Source organism: Cloacibacillus sp. An23 (assembly GCF_002159945.1).
GTDB lineage: Bacteria > Synergistota > Synergistia > Synergistales > Synergistaceae > Caccocola.
This window is the reverse complement of record NZ_NFJQ01000007.1, coordinates 107,127-133,149: the sequence shown is the minus strand read 5'-3', so window position 1 is coordinate 133,149 and position 26,023 is coordinate 107,127. Positions and strand designations below refer to the sequence as shown.

26 protein-coding genes and 1 riboswitch are annotated in these 26,023 nt (G+C 60.9%); of the genes, 3 read left to right on the top strand and 23 right to left on the bottom strand.

The window, feature by feature from the left end; genetic code table 11:
* Window positions 1-4: 4 nt before the first annotated feature.
* From B5F39_RS08330 to B5F39_RS08305, 6 genes are read right to left on the bottom strand one after another with little or no spacing between them, the layout of a single operon-like run.
* Window positions 5-883, bottom strand: coding sequence for a polysaccharide deacetylase family protein (locus tag B5F39_RS08330; RefSeq protein WP_087365903.1), 879 nt, complete (start codon window positions 881-883; stop codon window positions 5-7).
* Window positions 880-1,905, bottom strand: coding sequence for a bifunctional UDP-4-keto-pentose/UDP-xylose synthase (locus tag B5F39_RS08325; RefSeq protein WP_087365899.1), 1,026 nt, complete (start codon window positions 1,903-1,905; stop codon window positions 880-882). Before B5F39_RS08325 ends, B5F39_RS08330 begins: the two co-directional genes overlap by 4 nt.
* Window positions 1,902-2,777, bottom strand: a complete 876-nt coding sequence (locus tag B5F39_RS08320) for a formyltransferase (RefSeq protein WP_087365897.1) — start codon at window positions 2,775-2,777, stop codon at window positions 1,902-1,904. The genes B5F39_RS08325 and B5F39_RS08320 overlap by 4 nt, the downstream gene beginning before the upstream one ends.
* Window positions 2,774-3,724, bottom strand: a complete 951-nt coding sequence (locus B5F39_RS08315) for a glycosyltransferase (protein ID WP_087365894.1) — start codon at window positions 3,722-3,724, stop codon at window positions 2,774-2,776. Before B5F39_RS08315 ends, B5F39_RS08320 begins: the two co-directional genes overlap by 4 nt.
* Entirely contained in the window at window positions 3,721-4,884 is a 1,164-nt protein-coding gene (locus B5F39_RS08310) for a DegT/DnrJ/EryC1/StrS family aminotransferase (RefSeq protein WP_087365892.1), read from the bottom strand. The genes B5F39_RS08315 and B5F39_RS08310 overlap by 4 nt, the downstream gene beginning before the upstream one ends.
* The gene (locus B5F39_RS08305; protein ID WP_158095992.1) at window positions 4,885-6,555 is read right to left on the bottom strand and encodes a glycosyltransferase family 39 protein; all 1,671 of its coding nucleotides are present in this window, start codon (window positions 6,553-6,555) and stop codon (window positions 4,885-4,887) included.
* Between the two features lie 336 nt (window positions 6,556-6,891).
* Here B5F39_RS08305 and B5F39_RS14660 point away from each other — a divergent pair, with 336 nt between their 5' ends.
* Together B5F39_RS14660 and B5F39_RS08300 are read left to right on the top strand one after the other, a co-directional pair.
* A complete protein-coding gene (locus tag B5F39_RS14660; RefSeq protein ID WP_255376021.1) occupies window positions 6,892-7,017 on the top strand; it encodes a hypothetical protein in 126 nt (41 codons plus the stop codon).
* A gap of 143 nt (window positions 7,018-7,160) precedes the next feature.
* Window positions 7,161-7,373, top strand: coding sequence for a GNAT family N-acetyltransferase (locus tag B5F39_RS08300; RefSeq protein ID WP_087365886.1), 213 nt, complete (start codon window positions 7,161-7,163; stop codon window positions 7,371-7,373).
* A 232-nt stretch (window positions 7,374-7,605) separates the two neighbouring features.
* Here B5F39_RS08300 and B5F39_RS08295 read toward each other — a convergent pair whose 3' ends face one another.
* The 4 genes from B5F39_RS08295 to B5F39_RS08280 are packed head-to-tail and all read right to left on the bottom strand — an operon-like array spanning window position 7,606 to window position 11,218.
* The gene (locus B5F39_RS08295) at window positions 7,606-8,400 is read right to left on the bottom strand and encodes a pseudouridine-5'-phosphate glycosidase (protein ID WP_087365883.1); all 795 of its coding nucleotides are present in this window, start codon (window positions 8,398-8,400) and stop codon (window positions 7,606-7,608) included.
* On the bottom strand, window positions 8,387-9,418 hold the full coding sequence (locus B5F39_RS08290) for a substrate-binding domain-containing protein (RefSeq protein WP_087365879.1): 1,032 nt from the start codon (window positions 9,416-9,418) through the stop codon (window positions 8,387-8,389). The genes B5F39_RS08295 and B5F39_RS08290 overlap by 14 nt, the downstream gene beginning before the upstream one ends.
* 20 nt (window positions 9,419-9,438) lie before the next feature.
* On the bottom strand, window positions 9,439-10,443 hold the full coding sequence (locus B5F39_RS08285; protein WP_087365876.1) for an ABC transporter permease: 1,005 nt from the start codon (window positions 10,441-10,443) through the stop codon (window positions 9,439-9,441).
* Window positions 10,433-11,218 (bottom strand): ATP-binding cassette domain-containing protein, encoded by a 786-nt coding sequence (locus B5F39_RS08280; protein ID WP_087365873.1) that lies wholly within the window; start codon window positions 11,216-11,218, stop codon window positions 10,433-10,435. The genes B5F39_RS08285 and B5F39_RS08280 overlap by 11 nt, the downstream gene beginning before the upstream one ends.
* Window positions 11,219-11,491: 273 nt before the next feature.
* Here B5F39_RS08280 and B5F39_RS08275 point away from each other — a divergent pair, with 273 nt between their 5' ends.
* A complete protein-coding gene (locus tag B5F39_RS08275; protein ID WP_087365871.1) occupies window positions 11,492-11,980 on the top strand; it encodes an NUDIX domain-containing protein in 489 nt (162 codons plus the stop codon).
* 61 nt (window positions 11,981-12,041) lie between these two features.
* Here B5F39_RS08275 and B5F39_RS08270 read toward each other — a convergent pair whose 3' ends face one another.
* The 13 genes from B5F39_RS08270 to B5F39_RS08210 all read right to left on the bottom strand — a co-directional run bounded on the left by B5F39_RS08270 (window position 12,042) and on the right by B5F39_RS08210 (window position 25,455).
* Window positions 12,042-12,803, bottom strand: a complete 762-nt coding sequence (locus B5F39_RS08270) for an energy transducer TonB (protein WP_087365868.1) — start codon at window positions 12,801-12,803, stop codon at window positions 12,042-12,044.
* Window positions 12,800-13,186, bottom strand: coding sequence for a biopolymer transporter ExbD (locus B5F39_RS08265; protein ID WP_087365864.1), 387 nt, complete (start codon window positions 13,184-13,186; stop codon window positions 12,800-12,802). The genes B5F39_RS08270 and B5F39_RS08265 overlap by 4 nt, the downstream gene beginning before the upstream one ends.
* Complete coding sequence (locus B5F39_RS08260; protein ID WP_087365861.1) at window positions 13,183-13,782, bottom strand: MotA/TolQ/ExbB proton channel family protein; 600 nt, start codon at window positions 13,780-13,782, stop codon at window positions 13,183-13,185. The genes B5F39_RS08265 and B5F39_RS08260 overlap by 4 nt, the downstream gene beginning before the upstream one ends.
* Window positions 13,775-14,584, bottom strand: a complete 810-nt coding sequence (gene cbiR / locus B5F39_RS08255) for a cobamide remodeling phosphodiesterase CbiR (RefSeq protein WP_087365858.1) — start codon at window positions 14,582-14,584, stop codon at window positions 13,775-13,777. Before cbiR ends, B5F39_RS08260 begins: the two co-directional genes overlap by 8 nt.
* Window positions 14,585-15,562, bottom strand: coding sequence for an iron ABC transporter permease (locus B5F39_RS08250; RefSeq protein ID WP_087365855.1), 978 nt, complete (start codon window positions 15,560-15,562; stop codon window positions 14,585-14,587). It lies immediately after the preceding gene.
* Window positions 15,559-16,350 carry an ABC transporter ATP-binding protein gene (locus tag B5F39_RS08245; RefSeq protein WP_158095991.1) on the bottom strand — a complete coding sequence of 264 codons (792 nt, stop codon included), beginning with the start codon at window positions 16,348-16,350 and terminating at the stop codon, window positions 15,559-15,561. Before B5F39_RS08245 ends, B5F39_RS08250 begins: the two co-directional genes overlap by 4 nt.
* Complete coding sequence (locus B5F39_RS08240) at window positions 16,347-17,252, bottom strand: helical backbone metal receptor (protein WP_255376020.1); 906 nt, start codon at window positions 17,250-17,252, stop codon at window positions 16,347-16,349. The genes B5F39_RS08245 and B5F39_RS08240 overlap by 4 nt, the downstream gene beginning before the upstream one ends.
* 136 nt (window positions 17,253-17,388) lie before the next feature.
* Window positions 17,389-19,899 carry a hypothetical protein gene (locus B5F39_RS08235; protein WP_087365850.1) on the bottom strand — a complete coding sequence of 837 codons (2,511 nt, stop codon included), beginning with the start codon at window positions 19,897-19,899 and terminating at the stop codon, window positions 17,389-17,391.
* 119 nt (window positions 19,900-20,018) lie between these two features.
* Window positions 20,019-21,983, bottom strand: a complete 1,965-nt coding sequence (locus tag B5F39_RS08230; RefSeq protein WP_239391196.1) for a TonB-dependent receptor — start codon at window positions 21,981-21,983, stop codon at window positions 20,019-20,021.
* 146 nt (window positions 21,984-22,129) lie between these two features.
* A riboswitch (cobalamin riboswitch) is annotated at window positions 22,130-22,301 on the bottom strand.
* A gap of 411 nt (window positions 22,302-22,712) precedes the next feature.
* On the bottom strand, window positions 22,713-23,108 hold the full coding sequence (locus B5F39_RS08225) for a cupin domain-containing protein (protein ID WP_204245078.1): 396 nt from the start codon (window positions 23,106-23,108) through the stop codon (window positions 22,713-22,715).
* 13 nt (window positions 23,109-23,121) lie between these two features.
* Entirely contained in the window at window positions 23,122-23,352 is a 231-nt protein-coding gene (locus tag B5F39_RS08220) for a hypothetical protein (protein ID WP_087365842.1), read from the bottom strand.
* Between the two features lie 156 nt (window positions 23,353-23,508).
* Window positions 23,509-24,054: an XRE family transcriptional regulator gene (locus tag B5F39_RS08215; protein WP_087365840.1), complete on the bottom strand. Its 546-nt coding sequence runs from the start codon at window positions 24,052-24,054 to the stop codon at window positions 23,509-23,511.
* A gap of 750 nt (window positions 24,055-24,804) precedes the next feature.
* On the bottom strand, window positions 24,805-25,455 hold the full coding sequence (locus B5F39_RS08210) for a hemolysin III family protein (protein WP_087365837.1): 651 nt from the start codon (window positions 25,453-25,455) through the stop codon (window positions 24,805-24,807).
* Window positions 25,456-26,023 lie beyond the last annotated feature (568 nt).

The window sequence follows — 26,023 nt, the reverse complement described above, 5'->3', positions numbered from 1 at the left end:
GCCCTCACATTTCAACGGCGAGAGTCCCCGCGCGCCCGGGGAGGCTGCCTTCGATTATCTTCCGCTCCGGCTTCGGCGCGGCCTCGGCGTATTCCGCGAGCGTCATGAACTCCGTTCCTATCGCCTCCGCGACGTCGAGGAAGCGTTCGAATACTCCCAGCTTCGAGATCCCTTCCATCTCGGCGTGTATCGTCAGCACGTTCCATTCCTTGTCCATCATCTCTATCCAGCGCTTCGGCAGCGTCTCGTCGTCGATTCCCGGCAGGCCGAGTATCTCGTCCATCGTCGGCAGCGTCGTCGGAATCTGCGGGACGGCGTAGCTCCTGCCGTCGCAGACAGGCGTGAAGGGCGAGTGTCCGCGCGTGTCGCTGGCGTAGGAAAGCCCGAGTTCTTCTTCGGCTTCGAGCGACGCCGCCGAGACCTGCCAGCCCGGCGCGGCTATGGAAGCAGGCTCGCGCCCGCAGAGTTTCACGAAGAGTTCGCGCGCGCGGCCGAAGAGCTCCAGGAATTCCGCCTTCGATATTTCCGGCAGTTTGTCCTGCACGTAGACGTGGTCCCACGCGTGTACGCCGACGTCGTGGCCTTCGTCCGCCGCGCGCGCCGCTATCTCAGGCGCGGAGGGGACTATGAGCGGCGCGGGCAGCAGCGTGCCGTAAAGGAGCGTGCGCAGGCCGTATGTCGAAGGGGCTTTAGTCCTTATCATCTTGGATATGAAGCCGGGGCGGAATATGCGCCTTATCGCCTTGCCGGAATTGTCCGGGCCGAAGGAGAAGAATATGCTCGCGCGCAGGCCGCGCTTTTTGAGAAGACCGAGAAGCGGCGGGACGCCCTCTTTGTAGCCGCGCAGCGTGTCCACGTCTATCTTTATCGCGAGCCGCGTCATTTGACGCTTTCCTCGTTCGCGGCGTGCCACGCTATCGTGCGGCGCAGCATCTCGCGCATTCCGGTCTTCGGCCTCCAGCCGAGACGGCGCTCGATCTTCTGCACGGAGGGGACGCGGTTTTCCATGTCGTCGTAGTTCGCGCCGTAGTAGTCCGTCGCGGGGATGACTTCGAGTTCCGCCGCTTCCGCGGCCTCGCGGAAGACGGGGAAGTTTTTCGCCTCTTCTATGAGCATCCCGGCGAGCTGTTTCATCGAATAGTTGTTGTCGGGGTTGCCGATGTTGAATATTTCGCCCTCGGCGCGGCCTTTTTCGTTGCGTATGACCGCCATGAGCCCCTCGACGCCGTCGCCGACCCACGTGAAGCTGCGGCGCTGTGCCCCGCCGTTGACGAGGGTTATTTTGCGGCGGCGCGCCATGTCGTAGAGCATCTGGGTGACGGAGCGCGCTGTGCGTTCCTCCGCGTCGCGGAAGGTGTCGAGCCGCGGCCCTATCCAGTTGAAGGGGCGGAATATCGAGAAGCTGAGGCCGGCCTCCTGCCCGTAGGCGAATATCATGCGGTCCATCATCTGCTTGGAGCAGCTGTATATCCAGCGCGTCTTGGATATGGGGCCGACGACGAGGCGGCTTTCGTCTTCGCGCAGCTCGCCTTCGCTCATGCCGTAGACTTCGGAGGTCGAGGGGAATATGACGCGCTTCCCGTGCTTTGCGCAGAGGCGCACGATTTTCAGGTTCTGCTCGAAGTCCAGTTCGAAGGTCCATACGGGGCGCTTTATGTAATAGGCGGGCTTCGCTATGCCGGCGAGCGGCAACACCGCGTCCGCCTTGATTATCTCGGCTTCGAGGATTTCGTCGTCTTTGAATATGTCGCCGGCGCGGAACGAAAAACGCGAGTTTCCTTCGTAAGGCGCGAGGTTCGACGACGACAGGTCGAGGCCGCTTATCTCCCAGTCCGTCGAGGCGAGCGCCGCCTCGAGCAGGTGCGTCCCTATGAATCCGTTTATTCCAGTCACAAATAGCCTCATTCGAAAAAATCTCCTTCCGGAAGAGCGCCCGGCTCTATTTCGTCTATGCGCAACAGCCCGCTTCCCGCGCCTACGAGCAGCGGCGCGCGGCTGACGATTTTCCCGGGCTGCGCCGATCCCTCTTCGGGCGCGGCCTTCCATATAAAATATTTTTTTCCGTCCGCGAAGGCGAAGGCCCCCGGGAAGGGGCGCGTCACCGCGCGCACGAGGTTGTAGATTTCCACGGCGCTTTTGTTCCAGTCTATGCGCCCGCCCTCGGGCCGCCTGCGCCCGAAGTAGGTCGCGCGGGCTTCGTCCTGCGGGCGGCGTTCCGCCGTTCCCGCCTCGAGCGCCGGAAGAGCGCGCGAGAGCACGCGGCGCGCCGCCTCCGCGACTTTCAGCGACACGTCGAGCGCCGTGTCAGTGATTTCTATCGGGACGGCCTCGCTGCCGATTATGTCGCCCGCGTCGGGCTTGTCCGTCATCACGTGGAGCGTCGCGCCCGTCTCGCGCTCGCCGTTCAGCACCGCCCAGTTTATACAGGCGCGCCCGCGGTAGCGCGGCAGCAGAGCGCCGTGCATGTTGTAAGCGCCGAGGCGCGGAGAATCTATCACGGCCTGCGGAATGAGCTTCCTGTAATAGAAGGAAAAAAGCAGCTCCGTGCCGAGCGCCGCAAATTCCGCGATTTCCGCCTCGCCGAATTTTTCCGGCGCGGCGGCTGGGATGCCCGCGCGCTCCGCTATTTCGCGCACGGAGCGGAACCATATCGTTTCGTTCGGGTCGTCCTCGTGAGTGTAGACTTTGACGACGTTCGCGCCGTCTTTGATAAGTTCCTCGAGGCAGGCCGCGCCCACCTCGCTGTAGGCGAAAACTACGGTTCTCGGGCGCATCATTCGTTTTTCCCCCTCCCGTAGATTTCGCGCACGGAGTAGCGCGGGCGGCGGCTGACCTCGCGGTATATGCGCCCGATGTATTCGCCGATTATCCCGAGCGAGAAGAGCGTGAGGCTCGCGAGCATGAACTCGAAGGCCTCGAAGGCCTGCCCTATGAACGTCTGCCAGTCCTCTATGCCGAGGAACATGCGGCGCACGAACATATAGGCCAGCAGAAGCACGGAAGCCAGAGAGAAGAACATCCCGGCCATCGTCACGAGCTGGAGCGGCACGAGCGAAAAGCTCGTCATCAGGTCGAAGTTGAGGCGCACGAGCTGGAACAGCCCGTATTTCGATTCGCCGCGCGCGCGCTCGCGGTGCGCGACGGGTATCTCGACGGGGTTGTGCGCAAACTTCTGCGCAAGCGCGGGAATGAAGGTGGTGCTTTCACGGCTCGCGTTGATTATGTCCACTATCCTGCGGTCGTAGCCGCGGAGCATACAGCCGTAGTCGCTTATGTGCAGCTTCGCGATTTTGTTCGTTATCTTGTTGACGCAGCGCGAGGCGACTTTGCGGAAAATCGGGTCGCGCCGCCCGACGCGGTACGTGCCTACGACGTCGTGGCCCTCGTCCATCGCTGCGACGAGCTTCGGTATCTCTGCGGGCGGGTTCTGCAAGTCGGCGTCGAGCGTGATTATCTTGCCGCCGTGCGCGTAGTCGAAGCCGGCCATTATCGCCATGTGCTGCCCGAAGTTCGCGCCGAGGTCTATCACAGCGGCCTCTTCGTGCGAGGCGCAGAAATCTTTCAGCAGCTCGAGCGAGCGGTCGCGGCTGCCGTCGTTGACGAAGATTATCTCGAAGCTGCGGCCCAGCCCGCTCATCACAGGGTACAGCTCGCCGAAGAGATAGGGCAGGGACTCCTCCTCGTTGTAGACCGGTATGACGACGGAGATTTCCGGAGAACTCACCGCGAACAGACCTCGCGCACGGCCTTGATCACGTCGCTCACGTCCGCGTCGGTCATCGCGGGGAAGAGCGGCAGCGAAACGATGCGCTCGGAGACGTATTCGGCCTCCGGCAGCGAGCCGCGCTTCGCGCCCGTCAGCCTTTCATAGCAGGGGAACAGGTGCAGCGCCTGATAGTGCAGCGCCGTGCCGATGTTGAGCCGCTTCATGCGCGCCATGAACTCCGCGCGCGAGAAGCCGAGCTCTGCGACGTCTATCAGCGGCGTGAAGATGTGCCACGAATGGACGTACTCCCACGGCGCGCGGCGCGGCAGTATGAGGCCGCGCACGTCCGCGAGCTCCGTCATGTAGCGGCGGACGATCCCGGCGCGGCGCGCGTTGAACTCCGCGAGGCGCTTCATCTGCGAATTGCCTATCGCGGCCTGTATGTCGGTCATCGTATATTTCAGTCCAGGCATGAGTATGTCGTAGCCTGCGTCTCCCTTTTCGCCGTAGCGGTTCCACGCGCCCTTCGACATGCCGTTCTGGCGCAGAGCCGAAATTTTCTCCGCCATCTCTTCGTCGCCGGTGCATATCATGCCGCCCTCGCCCGTCGTGATGTTTTTCGTCGGGTGGAAGCTGAAGACCGCCGCGCGCCGTTTTCCGCGCGGGGCGCCGATTTTGCGTCCTTTGTACGAAGCGCCTAGAGCGTGCGCCGCGTCCTCCACTATCGCGAGGCCGTGCCGCTCCGCGATTTCCTCAATCGCGTCCATGTCGCAGGGCAGCCCAGCGAAATGCACCGGGACTATCGCCTTCGTCCGCTTCGTCACGGCGTTCTCTATGCTTTCCGGCGTTATGTCCCGAGTGTTGCGGTCTATGTCCGCGAATACGGGCTTCGCGCCCGTGAAGATTATCGTGTTCGCCGTCGACGCGAAGGTCATCGGCGTCGTTATGACTTCGTCGCCCGGCCCCACGCCGAGCGCCATAAGCGCGCAGTGCAGCCCGGCCGTCGCCGAGTTGACCGCGAGCGCGTAGGGCGCGCCAGTGTATTCCGCGAAGGTTTGTTCGAACTTCAGCGTCTTCGGCCCCATCGCGAGCCAGCCGCTGCGAACGGAATCGGCTATGTCGGCTATCGCATCCTCGTCCACGCTGGGCCGCGCGAACGGCAGGAAAGTATCTCTCATCTATTCCACGTCCTTCCTCTTAACCAAAACCAAATAATCTCCGGCTTCGACCATAGACGAAGCCCCCGTCCTCCCGTCCGGGAAGAGCGAATCGAAACGCCCGCCCTTCTCGACGACGAGGATGAAATTCTTCTCTCCCGAATTCCACATTTCAAGGAACCCTTCCTTCGTCGGGAACCATCCTTCGGCCTCCGGCTTCGACGCGCCGAACTCGAGTTCGCCGCGCTCCGCGACGCACATGACGCGCCGCCCGGTGTAGAACGAAAGCCCCTGCAGTATCTCGTCGTAGGCCGCTACAGTGTCGCCGGCGCGGTACATCACGTTCACGGCCTGCGCCGCGTCCTTCAGCGTGCGCGTCGGAGCGACGACGCCGTACAGCCCCTGAAGCCCCCATATAAAGACGAGCGCGCATACCGCGAGCGCGCGGACCGCCGCGCCGCCGTCCTTACGCCCGAAGAACCAAACCGCGAGCGGCATCGCGAGCATCGCGGGCACGGCGCGCAGAACGATAGCGAGAGCCTGCGAAGAGTTCACGTATTCGCCCGAGAGCAAAGCCGCGGCGACGAGCCCGCCGCCGAGCAGCACGGCCTCCGCCGCGAGCCACCAAAGCGCGCCGCCGTGCCACGTCCCAGTCGAGGCCATGCGGTCCACGTCCGCGCCGGCAAGCAGCGCGAGCGGCGGAAGGCACGGCACTATATAAGGAATAAGCTTCGAGTCGGACATCGAATAAAATAGCAGGATCACGCCGCACCAGAGCAGCAAGTATATGTTTGCCCGTTTCTGCTCCGCGCTCTCGGGCGAGCGCAGCACGCTGCGCCGCGAAAGAAGCGGCGGAAGGAAAGCGGCCCACGGAACGAGCCCCGCGGGAACCATCGGAAGGAAGTACCAGAAAGGCTCGTAGCGTCCGTGCATCTTCGTCGTGTAACGCAGAAAATGCTCCTGGACGAAGAAGAAATGGAAAAAGTCCGGGTTCTCGCGGCAGACCATGACGAACCACGGCGCGCAGACCGCAAAGAAAAGGATTATCCCGGGGAGATAGAGCGGCTCGACGAAGAGCTTCCACTCGCGCGTGATCAATATATAAAGAAAAATCACAGCGCCGGGCAGCACGACGCCGACGAGTCCCTTCGCGAGCACCGCGAGCGCACAGGCGAGATAGAACAGCGCGTACAGCCGCCGCTCGCGCCGCACGTGCGCCGCGTAGAACGACGCGAAGGCGAGCGTGAGGAAGAAGGTCAGCGGCATATCCGTTATGTTCAGCGTCCCGACTACGAAGTACAGCAGCGACGTGGCGGTCACGGCGCCTGCGATAAGCCCCGCGCGCCGCCCGTACAGCGTCGCGCCGAAGGCCGCAGTCACGGCCGCGCCTCCGAGCGCGCATAGCGCGGGGAAGAGCCGCGCCGCGAACTCGTTCTCTCCGAAAATCTTGAAATTCGCCGCGTTCGCCCAGTAGAGCAGGGCGGGCTTTTCAAAATACTTCACGTAATTGAGGCGCGGCGTCACGTAATCGCCCGACTCGATCATCTCGCGCGGAATCTCCGCGTAGCGCCCCTCGTCCGGCTCCATCAGCGGATAAGAGCCGAGCGGCGCGAGATACAGCAGAACCGCGGCAAGCGCTGCGGCGATACAGAAAATCCTCCCGCGCGAAGAAAAACCAGAACCTCTCAACATCAGCCGAACCCGCCTTTGATTTATTTTTTCGGCCGGCGTCCGAAAGCCCGCCATACCTACCAGATTAGTACCGAAATATTAAAAATACGTTAGAGACGAACAGCAATGCAAAAGAGTTAGAAGAAACATATAAATATAGAATTAACTTTAAAATAATCAAATCCAATAAAACTCGCCGCCCCGCGCGCCGCGTCACACAGGAAGCAAGACGGCGCAGCCGCCGTACTCGCCGCGGCGCTTTCGTCTCTCGGAGCGAAACGAAATAATAGCGTCAGATTTTATACGCACAAACAAAATTACGGAGAGCGGCGGAGAAGCGCGCCGTTTCTCTGAAAAGTGGCGGAGCTTATGAAAATCACGGAAGAAAGCGCGCGCGGGGGATTCGTCCTGACGCCGGTGACGGAGGAAAGGCTCGGCGAATACGCCGGGCTTTTCATAGAAGTATTCACTCACGAGCCGTGAAACGACGTATACGGGCCGCGCGCCCAAGTCGAGGAATTTTTCAGAAACTACATAGCAGACAGTTATTTTCCCGGCCGGGGCATGACACGCAGGGATAGGGCCGCGGGGCTGTGCCCCGGCGCAAAAAGCCGCGGCCCGGCGGCATGGAGTACGTGACAGATCGGTTCTGCGCTGCGCGCGAATTTCAGCGGCGCGGCGCCGGCGGCCTGTTCCTCTCGATGGGCGAGGAAGAGGCGAAACGCATCGGCATGAATGCCGTAATCCTGATTGCCGGGCGCGGCTTCCCGGCGGAGAGCTTCTACATGAAAAACAACTTCCGCCTACTGGACAGCCTCGCTGCGTTCGTCAAAAAATGAAATAACGACGCCGGCCCCCTTGTATGGGAGCGGCGTCATGGAATAAAAAGAGTATAATTTATTTGACTAATATAGCCCTAAGATCACAGCGGCGGTACGGTCCGGCGAAAGGCGCAAACTTCAGGAAATTTCCCCGCGCCGCACGAAGCCGCGCGGACGCTTGGGGAATACGGACGAGCCTTTCGGCTCGTCCGCGGCGTTTGATTTTTCCGAAATTTTTGCGGCGTTCAGGCTACGCGGTCAGTTCCGCGGCGAAGCGCGCGTTGTCTATCAGCGCGTCGAGCTGTATGTCAGACGAATAGCCGCCGGACATTCTGTCAAGCGCCGCGTTGACTGTCGGATGGTAATATTTTCCGGCGCGTTCCGCCTCTTTGCCCTCCGCGACTGCGCGCGCGAGGATCTCGCGGTCTTTGAGCCGCAGCTCCGGCGCTATCGGACGGAGTATCAGAGTGCGCGGCGCGCATTTTTCGCCGTTCCATACGCCGTCGAGCGCGACCGGCTCGCCGTTAAAGACGTAGCCGGTGCATGCGGCGCTTCCGCAGCCGAGCGTGCGGACGCCTTCGTTCCGCAGCCAGCCGATAGTCGCGGGGATGTCGAGCATGTCTTTCGGCGAGGTGCAGACGAGCGTCACGGGCAGGCCGCGCAGCGCCGGAAGGTCGGGGCAGAGCTCCTCGCCCTTGACGTCGCCTATCCCGCCTATTCCCGCGGAGACGGCGCAGGGCACGCCGAAGCGCGCGCATACGGCCATCGTGCCGGAAGCGGTGAGCGCGCCGGAGAGTTTGTCCGAAAGCGCCGCGTCGAGCATATCGAAGGAGAATTTGCCGCACGGCTTCGAGGCGCGGAACGGTATGTATTCTTCCATCGTCCCGACTTTTATCTCGCCGTCCGCGACCCAGCAGAGCCGAACTTCGCCGAGGCCCGCGGCGCTCCATTTTTCCGCAAGCTCATCCTCGCCGACCGAGGCGAGGCCGAAGGTCAGCAGGCAGGTTTCGACGAGAAAGCCGGGCTTTTCCTTACATATATCCATCGAACTGGGCGGCGTTTTCCGTGTTTATGACGTCGAGCGGGCAGAAAACCGTTTCGCTCATCTCCATGCCCTGCGCGAGTTTGAGCAGCATCAGGACTGCGGCCTTCGCGTAGGCCGACGACGGATAGGTTATCGTGCCGTGCATACGTCCGTCTTTTATCGCGGCCTTGGCCTCTTCCGTGCCGTCCACGCCGTAGAGAAGCACTTTGCCCTGCGCGCCGGCGTCGGCTATCGCGCGCGAGGCGGCGAGCGCCATGACGTCGTTGCAGCAGAATATGCCTTTAAGGTCGGGGTGCGCCTGCATGATGTCGCGCGCGGCGTTGTAGGCCGCGGTGCTGTCCCAGTTCGCCGGCTGGACGCTGACGAGCTCTATCCCCTTCGTAGATTCGAATACCTTCTTCGCGCCCGCGGTGCGTCCCTCGCTCTGCGCCGCGCCCGGGATGCCCTGTATTATCGCGACTTTGCCGGAGCCGATGCGCCGCGCCATGTCCGTCGCCGCCAGCTCGCCCTGCTGCGCGAAGTCGACGGTCAGACGGCCGTCGAGATGTCCGCCCATTTCTTTCAGCTTATCGACGTTGATTCCGGGGCCGAGGTTTATGACCGGGATTCCGTTCTTGTTGCACTGGATTATGCCGGGCAGGAGGTTGAAGGGCTCGATGGGGGAGAGGACTATCGCCTTGTAGTCCTTGAGGGCCATTGCCTGGAGCGTCTCGAGCTGCGACTGCTTGTCGCCCTCCGTCGGCGCTGACATGACTTCGATGTTCGCTCCGTACTGCTCCGCCGCGGCTATATAGGCGTCCTTCATGCCGACCCAGTAGGGGTTCGTCAGAGAGATGACGAGCGCGCCGAGTTTTTCGCCGCCGCCCGTCTTCGGCATCTCGCCTATCTGCTTCATCAGCGTGTTCTCGATTTCCTTCACCCGCGCGTTCTCCTGCGCCGCCTGCGCGCTGCCGGCCGCGAGGCCGAGCGCCGTGACGAGGGCCAGCGCCGCCGCCGTGAATCTCTTCATCGCATCCATTGCAAAATTCCTCCCGTTTTTTATTTTTTCTCTCTCATCTTCGGCGCTCCCGCGGCGGCGCGCTTTTTGTGTCTCAGCTCCGTCGCTATCACCGCCGCCAGGAGCAACGCTCCGATGATAAATTCCTGATAATGGGCGTTGACGCTGAGCATCGTCAGCCCGTTGCGTATCACGGACAGCATGAGGCAGGCGACAGCCGTCCCGGCAATCGTGCCGCGGCCGCCCTTCAGCAGCGTGCCGCCCATGACGACCGCCGTTATCGCGCTCATTTCCATCCCAACGCCCGCCGTCGCCTCCGCCGTGGAGAGGCGCGCCGCGACTATCAGCGACGCGAGCCCCGCGAGGAAGCCGCTGACCGCGTAGACGGAGACCTTGTGCGCCGCGACGTTGACGCCGAGGCGGCGCAGAGCCTCGCAGTTGCTTCCGACTGCGAGCGTGTAGAGCCCCCATTTCGTGCAGTTCAGCGCGACGAGAGCGAGGACGAGCGCGGCGGCGGAGATCCAGACCGGCGTCGGGACGGACAAAAACGGCTGCGTCAGCGCGAGAAATTCCTTCGGCAGGCCGTAAATCGGCGTGCCGCCCGTTATGATTATCGCGAGGCCGCGGAAGAGCGACGCCGTGCCCAGCGTGATGATGAGCGGGTTTATCGTAAAGTTCGCGGCGAGCAGGCCGTTGAACGCGCCCATGGCCGCGGCGGACAGGAGCGCCGCCGCGACGGCGAGCGGCACGCCGGCCCCGGCCCCGAGCGCGCAGGCGAGCACGATGCCCGAGAGCGCGAGTATCGCCCCGGACGACAGATCTATGCCGCCCGACGAAATTACGAAGGTCATGCCTATCGCGAGCAGAAGCTGGTGCGACATGTGGTTGTCCAGTATGTTCAGCCAGTTGCGCCGCGTCATGAAAAAGTCCGAATAAAGGCTGAGGACCAGCACCATCACCGCGAGCGCAACGAGCAGCAGAAGCGGCTGAAAAGCCCCCTCCGCGCCGCCGCGCTTCAAAAATTTATGAAATCCGTCAATCGACATAGTCCGCTTCCATTATCATGCGTTCGACGTCTTCCCGCGAAGTCTCAGACGTGCGCGCCGTCCGCAGAATCCTGCCGTGCCGCATGACGCTGACGGAATCCGCGACGCCGAAGACCTGATGGAGATTGTGGCATATTATGATGACCGCCATGCCGCGCGAGGCGAGGCCGCCTATGAGCCGCAGCACCGCCGCCGATTCGCGCACGCCCATCGCGGCGGTAGGCTCGTCGAAAATCACTATCTTCCGCCCGTGATACACCGCGCGCGCCACCGCGACGGCCTGCCGCTGCCCGCCCGAGAAAGAGCCGACCGGCAGCGTAATATCCGGGATGCCGATGTCGAGCTCCTCTATCAGCGCGGCAGCTGTCTCGCGCATCCTGCGCTTCCGCAGGAAGACCCCGCCGTAAGTCAGCTCGTGCCCCAGAAAAATGTTCGCCGCCACGTCCCTGTAGTCGTCGAGAGAAAGATCCTGGTAAACCGTAGAAATCCCCGCCGCGAGCGACAGCTTCGGCGTGAGGCGCGAATATTCGCGTCCGCCGACCGTTATGACGCCGCCGTCCGGCGCGATGTTGCCCGAGAGGATTTTGATGAAAGTGCTCTTCCCGCTGCCGTTGTCGCCGACGATGGCCGACACCTCGCCAGCGCGCGCCGTAAAGTCCACGCCGCGCAGCGCCGAAATGCTTCCGAAATTTTTTACGATTCCCTCGGCCCTCAGAACGACGCCGCGCTCCGCGGAAGCCGAGACACCGCCGCCGAAATTTATTTTTATCCCCATCGTCAAACCCGTCCGCAAATTTTAGTGAATCTTAGTAAATTATATTTTACTATCGCGCCGCACGAAAAATCGCTGTGCAAAACGATAAAAATAATTTTTACGCAGAAGAGCGGGGTAATTGTTCAAAGAAATAAAAACAGCGCGTCACGGCGCATTCTATTGTAATTTATCACAATAACCGCGCCGAGCTTGCGCCGGCGAAGCGGCTGAGCTATAGTTCATCCGTCGGTAATTTATCGAACTACCTCGAAAAAGCGAGTCGGTGAAACAAAAATGGCGGAAATCTGGGACCTTTACGACGGGAACGGGAAAAGGACGGGCGGGACGATGACGCGCGGCGAGGCCGTGCCGCGCGGGTTTTTCACGTTGTCCGCCAGCGCGTGGATAACTGACGGCCGCGGGCGGTATATCATATCGAAGCGGCATCCCGCGAAGAAATTCCCGAATTTGTGGGAATGCACGGGCGGCGGCGCGCTCTCCGGAGAAAGCGGCCTCGAGGCCGCGGTCCGCGAAGTTCGCGAGGAGCTAGGCATAATCCTCGCGCCGCGCGAAGGCCGGCTGATTTACAGAACGCGCCGCGACGAGTACCGGGATTTCTACGAAGCGTGGCTCTTCCGCGCCGCCGTCCCGATTTCCTCGCTCGCGCTCCAGCCCGAAGAGGTGACGGAGGCGCGCTGGGCCTCGCTCGATGAGATAAAGTCCATGCGAAAGTCGGGGCTCCTGCACCCGCTGCTGGATTATCTGGACGAGCTGCCGTCGTAGCGATCTTACTCCTCGCTGCGGCGGGACAGCGGCTTTATGCGGCAGGCGGAGCGAGCCCCGCTCAGCCCTTTATACGGAACACGAAGGGGATCCTCACTCGGACAATCCCAGCGCAGTTGAATTTCCAGCCCATTACCGCCTTCAGCGCGGAGGCGTCGAGGCGTGCGTGGCCGCTTGAGCTTTCGAGCCCCGCCGAGGTCACGTAGCCGTTTTCTATGCGCGCTATCACGACCGCCGTCCCCTCTTCGCGGCGTTTGCGTGAAAAGATCGGATATTCGGGCGTTACCTTTTTGAGCACCTCCAGCTCGGACAGGTCTGCGATGCCGCCGCCGCTTCCCCCTCCCGAGCCGGAGCCCGCGCCCGGGCCTATACCGGAGCCAGTGCCTCCGCCCGTTCCGCCTCCGCCGGAGCCATATCCCTCGCCGGGCGCGCCGCCGGTCGCCCTCGGCTCGGCCGCGGGTTCTTCTGTGCGTTCGGCGGCGCTTTTCTTTATCGCGGGGGCGGGCGCCGTTTCTTTCGGCTTCGCGGCCGCGGCGGTCTTCTTTATCCTCGGCTCTGGCTTAGGGTCGGGCCGCTTCGCCGCCGCGCGTTCGGGAGCGGCGGGACGCGGGCGCGCGGCGGCCCGGCTTTCGGCGCGGCTTCCGCCGCCTCCTCCGCCGCCGGAGCTGCGCGGCCCAGGCAGAGCGACGAGGCGCACGGACATAACCGGTTTCTCGCGCGGCACGCGTTCCGGCGCGGCTTTCGGCGCTAAAAGGAGCGCGAGATGCAGGCAGAGGCTCAGCGCCGCGGCTATCCTCCATCGCGCCCGTTCATCCGCGCTCATTCGGCGCGGCCCCCGGAGATCAGCAGCCCCGCAGAGCCGACGCCGCCGGCGCGCAGCAGCGAAAGTACCGAGGCCACGTCTCCGTAGGGCACGCCCTCGTCCCCTGCTATCAGTATTTCGCGCCCTTTGCCGGCCTCGGCGGCCGCGGAGAGTTCGTCCCTGCTTATCTCGCGCCCGTCCCAGTAGAGCCTTTTATCGGCGGCGACGGTCAGCACGACGGCCCCTCGCGTGCCGGCCGAGCCGCCTTCGCCGCGCGGGAGCGCGACGTCTAGTTTGCCCTGTACGAACGAAGTGGTAAGGACGAAGAATATAATCAGCATAAAAAGAACGTCGATAAGCGGCGTTATGTCTATATCGACGCCGCGCCTTCCATTCCTTCTCATGCTCCGCGCTTCCTGTGCAGACGCATCACCCAGTCTGCGCCGCGCCGCAGCTTCTCCTCCTCGCCGTCTATTCTGGAATTGAGCAGGCCGTTGACGAAGATGACGGGAATCGCGACGGAAAGCCCCGCGACCGTCGTGTAAAGCGCCTTCCAGATGCCGCCCGTCACGGCTTCGGCGCTTATCTGCCCTCCCATGTGCAGCGAGCCGAACATCTCCACCATGCCGAGCACCGTACCGAGCAGGCCGAGCATCGGCGCGAGCTTGCCGACAATCTCAAGGACGAACAGATGACGCTCCCATCTGTATATCTCGCGCCTGACGCTCTCCTCGGTGAGCAGTTTCATGTCTTCGCGCCCGGCCTCCCACTGCGAAAGGGCGTCGGAGAAAAGGCGCGAAAGCGACGCGGGCGAGGACTGAAGTTCGCCTCTGCCGTGCCCGCCGCTGACGGCGGAGGCGAAGACGCGCTCGAGATTCTCCGCGTCTCCCGAGGCTTTGCGGAAAAACATCAGCCGCTCTATCGTTACGGCGAGCGCCGCTGCGGACAGAGCCGCGATCGCCCACATAATGCTTCCGCCTTCATTCATATAATCAAGCATGTAAATCCCCCTCTGCCCGTTCGCGGGCGAATTTTCTCAAAAAATCTACAGACAGGCCGTAGTCCTCCTCAAAGACTTCGATCGTCATAACGCGGCGGCGCCCGTCGGAGGCGAGAATATCGAGGACTCTAAACAAAAGCCCTTTGTCGAAATAAGTCATGGCGCTGTGGTCGGTCCCGTCGGGCCTCACGCCGTGTATGTGCAGCACCCGCGCCGCGCTGAGATATTTCCTCAGCCGTTCCTCGACGGGATAGCCGTACATCACGAGGTGTCCTATGTCTATACAGGCAGAAATTCCGACCTCGTTGACAATCGGCCAAATATAGTCGAAATCAAAGTCGAGAGTTTCTGTGCAGATAAGCTTTCTGTCGCGCGCGGCTCCTGCGATGCGTTCTGCGGAACGGACGGTCAGCTCGCGCCAGCGCTCCATATCGGCGCTCGGGCGCTTTCCGTACCGTTCGCCGCAGAGGTGCAGCACGTAGGCGTAAGGCTCAAGTTCGTCGAAAAGCCCCATCGTCCTCAGACATGAATCCTCACATCGCCGTCTCTCGGACACGTCAAGCGACATGCAGACGTTCTCGGGAAAATGCACGGTGCAGCTCATCCTGAGCTCGCGCCGCAGCTCGGCGAGCGCCCGCACCTCGTCCTTCGTCGGGATGTTCGAGCCGTAAGCGTTGTCGAAAAGCACAAACTGCATATCATCGACGTCACGCGAAAGGACGCGCATATTCTCGGCGAAGCCGCCGCACACCACCCACGAAACGCCGCCTAGGGAAACTCCGGGAAATCCGAGCCGCGCCATCTAATCAGCCTCCTTTATCACAAGCCGTATAAAAAACAGTGCTCCCGCCGACGAAGTAATGATGCCGGCAGGCAGCTCCGCCGGAGCCCATAGGGTCCTCGCGGCGGCGTCGCATAGCACGAGGAACAGCCCCCCCGCGAAAACGCAGAGGACGGAGAGGCTTCGGTGCCCGGCCCACCCAGTCAGACGGCGGCAGATATGCGGGCACATCAGCCCAACGAAGCCGATAGGGCCGCAGAGCGCGACGTTGACGCCGACGGCGAGCGAAACGGCGAAAAACAGAAAACGGCGCAGCGCCCGCACGGAAACGCCGCGGCTCGCCGCGAGCTCCTCGCCGCAGACGAGCAGGTCGAGCTGCGGGCCGGCGGCCCAGCCCGCTAGAGCGACGAAAATAAACGCAGGCAGCGACGCGAGCGGCGCGCCGGGCCCTATCGCGTCCAGCCCGCCCATACTCCACCGCATCATACGGAAAGAATCGGTATAGCCGCCCGTGTACTGGACTATCATATTGAGGCTGCCGCAGAGGAAATTCAGCGCGACGCCCGCGAGCAGCAGCGAGGAGGCGGAAAACCCGCCGCGCTTGAGACTCCCGGCGGCGCAGAGCACCGCAACCGCGGCGCAGGCCCCGAGGAAGGCCGCGCACGCCCCGCCGCCGATGACACCGAGGAAAGCCGAGGCGAAGCCGAGACGTATATACAAAACAGCGCCGAGCGCCGCGCCCGACGAAACGCCGAGCATATCGGGCGAAGCCAGCGAATTTCTGAAAAGCGCCTGAAAAATAAGCCCGCAGACCGAAAGCGTCGCACCCGTCAGCCACGCGAGCAGGACGCGCGGCACGCGCATCTCCCAGAAGATACGGCAGGATGGCGTCCCGGCCTCGAAAACGTCGTGAAAATCCACCGCCGCCGCGCCGAAGAACGGAGCGGCGCAAAGAGCCGCGAGCGACAGCAGAGCCGCCGCGAAAAGCCGCCCCCTCATCGCGCGGGCCCAGTCAGGAAGGCGTAAGGCGACCCGTCCGCGCCGCTGAAAAGCTCGAACTCCACGCCGAAAAGCTCGCGCAGCAGCCCGCCCCGCGTCAGCTCGCGCGGGCTGCCCTGCCACACGGAGCGCCCGTCCTTCATCGCGAGCGCCTCGTCGGCGCAGCGCAGCGCGATATTCACGTCGTGCGTCACCATAACTACCGTCTTGCCGCCGTCTCTGTTGAGGCGCTCCACCAGCGCGAGAGCCTCCGCCTGCCCGCGGTAGTCGAGAAAGCTCGTCGGCTCGTCAAGAAAAAGAATATCCGTCTCCTGAGCGAGAGCCGCGGCTATAAAAGCGCGCTGGCGCTCGCCGCCCGAGAGAGCCGCGAGCCGCCGCTTCGCGAACCGGGCCGCCCCCGCCGTCTCAAGCGCCGCATCGACCGCCGCGCGGTCCGCGGCCGACTCGCCTCCGAGGACGGGACGCAGCGCGAAGCGCGACATCGAGACGAACTGGCGCACCGTGTAACGCAGCCCCTCGCCGCCCCCCTGATGCACCCAAGCGACGCGGCGGGCGACGGCACGCGGCGTCATCGCGGCGACCGGCTCGCCGAAAATCCGCGCCTCGCCGCTCCACCCGCGCACAAGCCCGCCCGCGCACTTGAGCAGCGTGCTCTTGCCGGCCCCGTTGGGGCCGAGGACGGCGAGAAAGCGCCCCGCCTCCACAGAGCAGGAGACGTCCTTAAGAACGCTCACGCCTCCCAGCGACAGAGAAAGGCCGCGGATGTCTACCGCCTTCGCGGCGCTCACAGCTCCGCCTCCGGGTGTATCGCCGCGGCGAAAGCCTTTAGAATCTCCGGAATGCGCGGCCCCGGGCGCAGATATACCGTGCCGCACAGGACGGAGACGCGCCCGCCGCGCACCGCGCGCACCTTCGGCCCAGAGAGCCACTGCCCGCGCAGCCGCTCCTCCGCGAACAAGGCGTCCCTGTCGATATTCCCCGAAGAATGATAATATGCGCCATCCCCGGCCAAATCGATAACGACCTCCGGGTCCAGAGACACAAGCCCCTCGGCCGATATCTTCGGATACGCGGCTGAAGCGTTTTTCAGAACGTTCTCGCCTCCGGCAAGAGCAATCAGCTCGTCATAGAAAGTCTTGCCTCCCGCGGCGAAAAAAGCGGATATCCGCGGCTCGCCGGGCTCGCGGGAAACACAGAGAAGGACGCTTCGCTTCGGCAAAGACGCCGTTTTTTCGGCGATTAAGGCGATCGACGATTTGATATCTGCCGCGCGCCGCTCCGCAAGCTCGCCGGCGGAACATGCCGCGCCTACGGCGAGTATCGACCGATAAACGTCTTCGACGCTTTCCTGCTTGGCCATGACGTAAGGGACGCCCAGCCCGGATAGTTTTGAGGCGAGCTCCTCGTGTATATCCTGAAGAACGACGAGATCTGGCGTCATCGAAATCAGATTTTCCAGCGATATGCCGGTAAAGCCTCCGACTTTCGGAACCCGCCGGGCCTCGGGCGGATAGTCGCAGAAATCGGTTACTCCGACTACATTGCCCCCCTGATTCAGCATATACAAAATCTCCGTCCCGACGGGGCTCAGCGAGACGATTCTGCGCGGGGCCGCCAAAACGGGAGAAGATAATAAAAACGCGACGAACAATAATAAAAGCGCAATAATTTTTACCGGCTTGCCGGACACGGCGCTTCCTCCTAACCCTCCTAAATCTAAAAAAGAACGGACTGCTGTATTCGTAAAGGGCCGTCCGCGGCGAGCGGCCGTAAAATCGTTCGCCGCGGACGGCCTGCGCCGTACGTTTATCTATGTACCGCGCCCGTTATTTTCCGATCCGCCTTATTACGGCCGGTACGAAAGCCAACGCAAGCAAGGCGATTCCGCCAAACCCGCCGTTGCATCCGCCGCCGCCACCGCCGCCGCCCTGTGCAGGCGCGGGATCAGGAGCCGGTTCAGGATCAGAGCCCGGGCCCATATCTTCGGTGTCCGGATCGTCCGGGTCCGGCTCTGCGACCGGAGGTTTCTCGTTTATCTGTATTTTGCCGCGCAGTACGATCGCGTTTTCGGCATCATCGGCTTCGATGCCGTTGATACCGGTTACGCTTACCGTAAAATATTTCTCCCCGGCCGCTGTTGAATTTATCGTCGCGGAAAGCCCCTCGGCCGACACAACCTGTACGTCGGCATCGTCGAAGCTCCATACGCACCGCATTCCGTCGGTAGGCGAAAGCAGCGGATAAGCCGCGAGCCGCACGGTATAGTTTTCGCCTGCCGTGCCGGCGTTCTTCATCGACGCCGGGTCGAAGAGCACCGCAGAAACGGGCGCTTCTGATTCGGAGGATATTCCGGCGGCCGTGCGGGCCGTTCCGGGCGCCGTCGGTCTCTCGTCGCTTCCGTCGCCCTTGAGGTAGTAGCAGTTTTCGGCCTTAGCGCCGATCATGCCGGAACAAATGCCGGTTTTTGCCTTTTCCGCGAGTCCGACGCAGTTAAGGAACGTGGACGTAGCCGCCTGCGACGCATAGCCTACGAACCCGCCTGAGTAGCTCCAGCCGGTTTCCGCGGTGTAGCGTCCGTACGACACGCAGTTGCTGATGACTCCGCCGTCGGCGACGCCGGATATTCCGCCTGCGTAAGAACGCGCCGGGCTGGTCGAACCCTCCGCCGTGACGTCTCCGGAGACGACGCAGTTGTCGATCGTCCCGGTGTTCCATGTGACGAGGACGGCGGCGCCCTGTGCCTTGTTGCCTTTTACGACGCCCTCCGCATAAAGGTTTCTGACGCTTCCGTCAGGCGCGAGATAACCGAAGAGCGCCGGGCATTCGGACTGCATATCGCTTTCACCGCCGGCATTTGACACCTTAGTTACAAGAAGTCCCTTGACGCTGTGTCCCCTGCCGTCGAAATCTCCGGCGAAGCCGTAGTTGTTCGCGTTGCTCATAAACCAGCCGATCGGGAGCCATTCCCTGTTCTGCAGGTCTATATCCGCGTCAAGGACGAAGAATTTGCCCTCAAATGTGGACTCCCTGTCTTTTACAAGCTTCGCGAGCCCTGCCAGATGTTCCGCGGTCTCAATCACATACGGGTCGTCTTGGGTTCCGGACGCCGCATCTTCGCCGTCATACCACGACGTGTCGGCAAAATTCGCCCATCGCGGTTCCTTTGTGATTGCGGCGAAAGCGCTTATGATTCCGCCGAGCGAGTCCTGATTGTACTGCTTCCATGTGCCGCCGTCGTAACGCCAGAGGTCGTAGCCGATGCCGCACCAAAGGGCTTTTGTCTCGGCGTCGTAGAGCAGAGACGATTTCCACCCCGTATCCCCCGTAAACTCCTTGACGACCTTGCCTAAATTTCCTGAGGCGAGAGCGCTCTCGGTAGTCTCGTAAATACGGACGCTGTACCCGGGTTTATACGCATCCTCCGACGACCATCTCGCAGCCTGTACGTACACCTTGTCGCCGGCGACTACGACGGCCTTAAACATATGCTTGAAAGTGGAATCCTTATCGTTCATCGCCTGGGCGGTCACCGGCCGGGTTACCGACATATCGTCGAGGTTCACGATTTCTATGCTTGATTCGGGATTCCAGTTCGTATCAAACTGCTGCACGCCGCCGAGCGTCGCTACGTACAGCTTATTGCCGGAAAGCGTATACGCGCCTTCCGAGCCGCCGTCGAGATTTTTGCCGTGCATCTCGACCGTTTGTTCGGCGTTGAGCTCAGAGTCGAACCTGACGAGCTTATTTGCCGAATAAGCGCCGCCGGCCCATACGTTGCCTGACGATACTGAGAAAATCGCGTACAGCTTGCCGTTATAAGCGACGAGGGCTTCGCCGTGAGTGTCTTTTCCAGATTCCGTATATTTGTATGTCTTGTCCTCCTTATAGCCGCCGTCCGCAGCGGATATCCTGTTCACGGAATAATTGTCGTAGGCTATGCCGTAAAGATAATTCCCCAAAGAAACGATCCTGCGGATATTTGCAAGCGACGTGGTCACTTCCGTAGGAGATGACCATGCGGATGAGCTGCCCCAATTTGCGTCATCCGGGCTGTATATATCGACGACGTCGCCCGCTCCTCCCATCGTATACAGAGAAACCGCTATCTTGGATTCTCCGCTTCCGTTCACAAACTGGTATATGCCCTGTCCGGCGTTTCCGCCCATATTGCTTACCAGCGGACTGACAGGCGAGCCGTCTCCCTGTATTATCCCGAGCGCCGTGTTTGAGTAGCTCTGATCCTGTCTCGTATAAAGCAGATCCGCCGACGCGGCGGAAACAAGGCAGAACGCCGTGAGCAGCGTAAATATAAATGCCGTGTAAATCCTGCGCTTCATCTTTCATCATCCTTTCCTAACATGGCAAATAGTCCGGCTGTTTACAAAAAACCTCGCGTTGACGGCAAAAAAAACATTACGCCCGACGACCACCACCCTGCAAAACCGTGGTGAAACGGTTAGAACGTCCAGATCAGAGTCGCGTAGAAGGTGCGCCCCTGAATCGGATACCAGAGCGTCCTCTCCGGGCCGTTTCCGGTCGCGAAAAGCAGCACGTCCGACCCTGCGTCGAACAGATCGTCGACTCCGGCTACAAGCTTTAGAGTATCGGTTATCTGATATTTGAAACCGAGGCCGAATGTAGTCAGGTCGTCCCACCCGACTTCGCCCCGCATGTCGTAATAATTCTCTCCTATATGCCGCAGCTCGGCGAATATCGTTCCTCTGTCTTCTTTCAGTATCTTTCTGCCGACGCGCAGAAGCGCCTCCCACTTCGGACGGTTCGGCAGAGGCGAGTCATACATGTAGCCAGGGGTTTTGTTCTTCGCCTCCATGTATGTCGCCGACAAATAAGCGTCCCATCTGCCGTGCTTCACCGTCGCTTCCAGCTCGAGGCCGGAGACTTCCGCTTCGCCGATGTTCCTGTACTGCGCGTAGCGCGGATTGGTCATGATGTAGTCGATAAGATTTTCGGACTTCCTGTAAAAATAGGTCAGTTCGGCCGTGACGTCGGCCTCGGCGACATTGCCCTTCCACGCGACTGATACGTCGTACTGACGGCCCTCTTCCCACTCAAGACTTTCGCTGGCGACGACGAACGCCCCGTCGCCATAGAGTTCGTACATATTGGGAGCCCTGTTGTACGTCCCGCCGGTCAGCTTGACCGTCCAGCCGTTCGGAAGCCGCTTCGTCAGAGCGGCCCCCCACGAAAATTTGCTTTCTCCCTCGGCGGAATTCCATCTGACGATAGGAGTGAGCCAGAAGTCGCCGCTTTTATTAAGGCTGACGGTATCCTGCAGCTGTCCGTTCCATGTATCGCGCGTATGGCGTTCTCTTCCGCCGAGAGCGACGACGTCGCCTTTCGTATGAAGCTCTTCGTTATAATAATTCCAGAGGAATTCAAGCATATGGCGCTCGCCGAGCGGAAGCGCCCCGTCAAAAGCCGCGCCGAAGCGGCGCGTCTCATATTTATTGTGCTGGTCGCCCCAGCCGCCGAGCATGTTTTCCGGGTCGTCGTATTCTTTGGTTTGATACAGGTATTCGAAACGTACTCCATAGCTGAGATCGCCGAGCTCGCCTCTCCTTGAAACGACGGCGTTCCACTGGTCTACGACCTGACGCGCGCCTGGCGGGCTGTTCGGCTTATCCGCCCCGGGCGCGGCGTACGGCAGCTCTCTGTCGCTGCGTTTCCATCCGCCTTCCACAGTCCAGTCGTCGTCGCTCCACTTGACCAGAACGTCTGAATTCTTATACCCGTTATTCCGCCTATCGGCTTTGTAATCGTCGGTCGGCGTATACGGCGTATTGTTGTCGTTCCAATAGTCGAAATCGCCGTCGCTGCGCTCATAATTCGCTGAGGCCAGCATGGCGCCGCCTCCAAGCGGCATATTGTAAGTGAAGCCGCCGCGGAAGCGCCCGTATGAACCTATCCCTGCGCTGAGAGATCCGCCCGCTTCTTCAGGCTTCAAAGTAACGATATTGATGACGCCGCCCATCGAAGCGCCGCCGAACCTCGCGGGGATATATCCTCTGTAGACCTCTATTTTCTCTACGTTTTCTACAGGTATGGCGGAAAGGTCTACGGCTGCTTCGCTGCCTAAATTCATCAGCACGCCGTCAACGTACACGGAAACCTGAGACGATGTACTCCCGCGGACCGAAGCGGTGGTATAAGCCCCGCGTCCTTTCAGTTCTATCACATGAAGCCCGGGAACCTGCTTAAGCAATTCGGGAAGATTTTTTTGTTCGCCCTTCATTTCCTGAGGACGTATAACGGTAACCGACCCGGGCGACAGCATAAGCTTATCGTCCTCGACGGCGCTTCCGCTGATTTCTTCTTTCGGCAGATCGATAGTCTTTTCGGACGCGTGCGCTTTAATTACAAAAAGTTTATATTCTAATGGGGGAGATGCTGTCAGCAACATCATCATTGTGGTTACTAACAGAATATGCGAAACCTTCAACTTCAAAACGGCGACCTCCTGTACCGTAAATTTTAAGCGGGAGAACGCAAGGCGCTTCCCGCTCGTCAATTCACGCAAAGCCGCCGTTATGCGCCCTCTGCGCATTGAAGCCTCAAACGCTCCGCGGCAGGTCTCCCGGCTCTCGTTCATCCTACTCCCGCGCCTTCTCGCAAAAAACGCAATGGCGAATGCGGTTTCGTCCCGATTACGGTGGCAGGGGCCGCTTCGGCTTTTTACCGAATTCCCTACTCCGCGGACGCTATATAAAATTCCTATCTCCAAAGGAAACAGGCACGCAACGCTGCAAACTGGCATTTGACAGCAGCCGCGCCGGCTCTCAGTCTATCGCCTTTTTATCTTTTGTCAAGTAAGCGGGCAGGCCCCGCAGGGCGACAGCATTTACTCTTCTCCCTGCTTTAATTCAATACGTAAATCCAGTCATACTGAGTTTGATAGGATGCTTAGATACTTTAATCGTGGCAAACGACCGTATTTAATGACACCTAATTACCGCGTCGGAGCGCGACATAATTAACTAGCAGTTCCCTTACATTTCTTTGGCAAGTTAACAGCATGTTATAAAAGTTAAAAAAAAGTAAATGCTGTCGCCCTGCGCGTAAAGCACGCAGGGCAAAAATATCCGCTCTTTTACCGATAAAGAGCGGAATGATAAATTGGTAAATTACCCAGTTACTTCAGTTTCCCGTAGACTTCGTCGGATACCGGCTCGAGCCATGTCGCGGGACCAAGCTCGGGGTGTACTTCTATCGCAATGTGCGAAAACCACGAATCGGGGGCCGCGCCGTGCCAGTGCTTGACTTCGGCGGGGATTTCAACCACGTCGCCGGGTTTCAGCTCGCGCGCTTCGCCGTCCCATTCCTGGTAGTAGCCGCGCCCCGCGGTGACGAGCAGTATCTGCCCGCCGCGGTGGGTGTGCCAGTTGTTGCGGCAGCCGGGCGCGAAGGTCACGTTCGCTATCGGGCACGCGCCTTCGGTCAGCATTTTGAGCCAGACCTCGCCGCTGAAGTTTTTGTTGTCGAATCTCTCCCCCGCAGGGAATATAAGGCTTTCTTTGAAATCAGCCATTGCCATGCGCCTCTTATCTGTAGGATTTTTTGTATATCTCCGCGCAGTCTTCTATCGGGAGTTCCACGCGGCCGCCGACGAAGAGCCAGCACATGGAATCCATCGCGTTCTTCGCCATTTTCTCAAATTCGTAGGGAGCGGTGACGCAGCCGGACATTTTGAGGCCGTCCGCTCCGCATTCGCGCTGAAGGTCCGCGAGCGCCGTGATGAAGTCTTCGGGCTTAGAGGCCTCTTCCGCGCCCATCGCCTTCGCCGCCGTCCATTTATAAAACTCTCTCCTTTCGGGCCGATAAGTCTCGTAAACCTTTCGCTGTATTAAAAGATAGCACTTGAAGCCGGCTCTAAGTCAATCTCGCCGGAAGACAAGGCAAATCCCCGCGCGAGGCGGGGATCAGCGGATTTACGCGGAAGGGATGTCGCCGCACAGCACCAGCACGGCCTCCGATTCTCCTTCGTTTTCCCATCGGTGCGGCACGAATCCGTCGAAATAGAGCGAATCGCCCGCGCCCATCTCGCAGCTCTCGCAGTCGCCGTAATAAAAACTGACGCGCCCCGTCACGACGTAGAAGAAGGTGTCGCCAGGCGCGAGCTGCTTAGGACAGAGCTTAGAGCCGCGCGGCATGACGGCCTCGACCGGCTGCATCCTGGCGCTGCGCCGCATCGTGAGGAACCGCAGCGTAACGTCTCCGCCCTCGCCCGTCATAACGACGAAGCCGCCGCCGCTGCGCACGGGTGAAAGAGGCTCGCGCCCCTCGGAGCTCGTCAAAGCGGAGACCGCGACGCCGTAGACTGCGGCGAGCCTGCGCAGGCTGTCGATGCTCGGCTCCGACTTCCCGGTCTCCAGCTTCGAGAGCTGGGCGACGGACAAATCGACGCGCTTCGACAACGCTTCAAGCGTCCATCCGCGTTCCTTCCGGTATCGTCTTATAGTTTCCGAGAAACTCATGGCGTCGCCCCGCTTTCGTCATGAAATGTGAAAAATATAAGCCTGTTCTATGCGTGTAAATTACCTACCGCAAGTATAGCCTCGCCGCTAGTGTCAGTCAATAACAAGCGTTTTTTTATGATTACGATATTAAAAAATATAATTTTATATTTAATACATAAACAGGAATACGCCGCGAAAGCCGAACGGGACGGCGCGAAACGAAAGCGCGGAGGGGCGCGCTACGCGGCGAACCCAGCGCCGAGGGCAAAGCCGGACGAATCGCCGCGGCTTCGCGCGCGTCCGGCATCAGGCAAAAGAGGCTGCCGATTATGGTCAATATACATCAAAACATAAACACTCTTTTTAACGCCTCAACACGCCGGAATAGGGACGGGACGAGGGCTTTTGCAGCGCGTTAAGCCTCATATATAAATTTACGCCGCCCCTCAGACCTCATGTGCCAGGACAAAGCGCCGCGGCTGACGGCTTATGCGCGGCCTCCGTCATGCGCCGCGCCTATGCCGCTTCGGTACGCCTCGGCCTCGGCGTTCGGGACGGAGTGGGGGCGACGTTCCACAAGGCTCAGGATGCTTGCGTTATCGGCGGATTTTTTTGAAAAGTAAAAACGCTGCGCGGCGGCGCACCGGAGGCCGCGCATAAAAAAACGCGCCCCGGCCCCCCGGGACGCGTCCGCCTCACTCGTCACGCCGCTAATCGTTCGGCTCTGCCCGCGCGCCGCAACGCCGCGCGCCGCCGGCTCAGCTCCGCTTACGCGATGCAGCCGGAAATCGTGACGTAGTGGCAGAGCGAGCCGCCCATCACGAAAAGATGGAACAGCTCGTGAGGGCCGAACCATCGAAATTTCAGGCGCGGGCGTTCGAGCGCGAAGATCACGGCACCCGCCGTGTAGAGCAGGCCGCCAGCGACGAGCCACGCCATTTCGGCGGCGGACATCGCGCGCCACAGCGGAACGATGAAAAAGGCCGCAAGCCACCCCATGGCGAGATAGACGGCGCATGAGACCCACACCGGCGCGCGCATCCAGAAAATCTTGATGACGAACCCGGCGGCCGCCGCGCCCCAGACCAGAGCAAGCATCACGCACCCCGCCGGCCGGCCCAGCCGCAGCACGCAGACAGGCGTATAAGTCCCGGCGATGAGCAGGAATATCGCCATGTGGTCGAGCCTCTGCATAAAAGAGGCGGCGCGCGCGTGGACGGCGCAGCACCAATGGTAGAGCGAGCTCGTGCAGTAAAGCAGGACCATGCTCGCGCCGAAGACGAGCACCGATACGAAGGCCGCAGTCCCTTCCTCCCGGCTCCACGCGACGTACGCGAGCCTCGCCAGTCCCGCCGCGGCGAGCAGTGCGCCCGCGAGGTGCGTAGCCGAACTTGTTATTTCACGTTTATCTTTTGGCATTTCCGAAGCAAAACCTTACCTTTCATATTAAATACCCCTATTATACCCCGATGCGAACCGCGAAAACCGAAAAACGCAAAAAATCGGCAAAACCGCACAGCGGCGGCAAAGCTCAAAGCGCAGCCAACGCCGCCGCTCTTGACGCAGGGGCTGGCGAATTGGGGCGCGTGAAGCAGAAGCCGCTGGATTCCACGTCGGAGCGCGGAATGACGGGATAAGCGGCGGCTCCTCTGCTGATTATTATGAGGTGATCCTGTTGGCGGTGCCGCGGGGGCGCTTATGTTTTACTGCGCTGCGTCGGTTTTTCGCAGTTAAATGGCGATAACGGCGCGAATGTGGTATCATTCAACGTAAATTTTATGTAACGATTTGGAAGGACGGTGGGAATGGATGACGTGATCATGCGGCGGCAAAATGCACGGGATGCATTGCGCGGGCGCCGGCGTCGTCTTTTCGCGCCGTCCATCTTTTCTTTAGGGCGCGCTCCGCTTCAATAACCTTTCCCATGCCATAGTCACGCCGCGCGCGCGGTCTGCCGCGCGCCGTTTACGTTTGCCGCGCTGCGGCT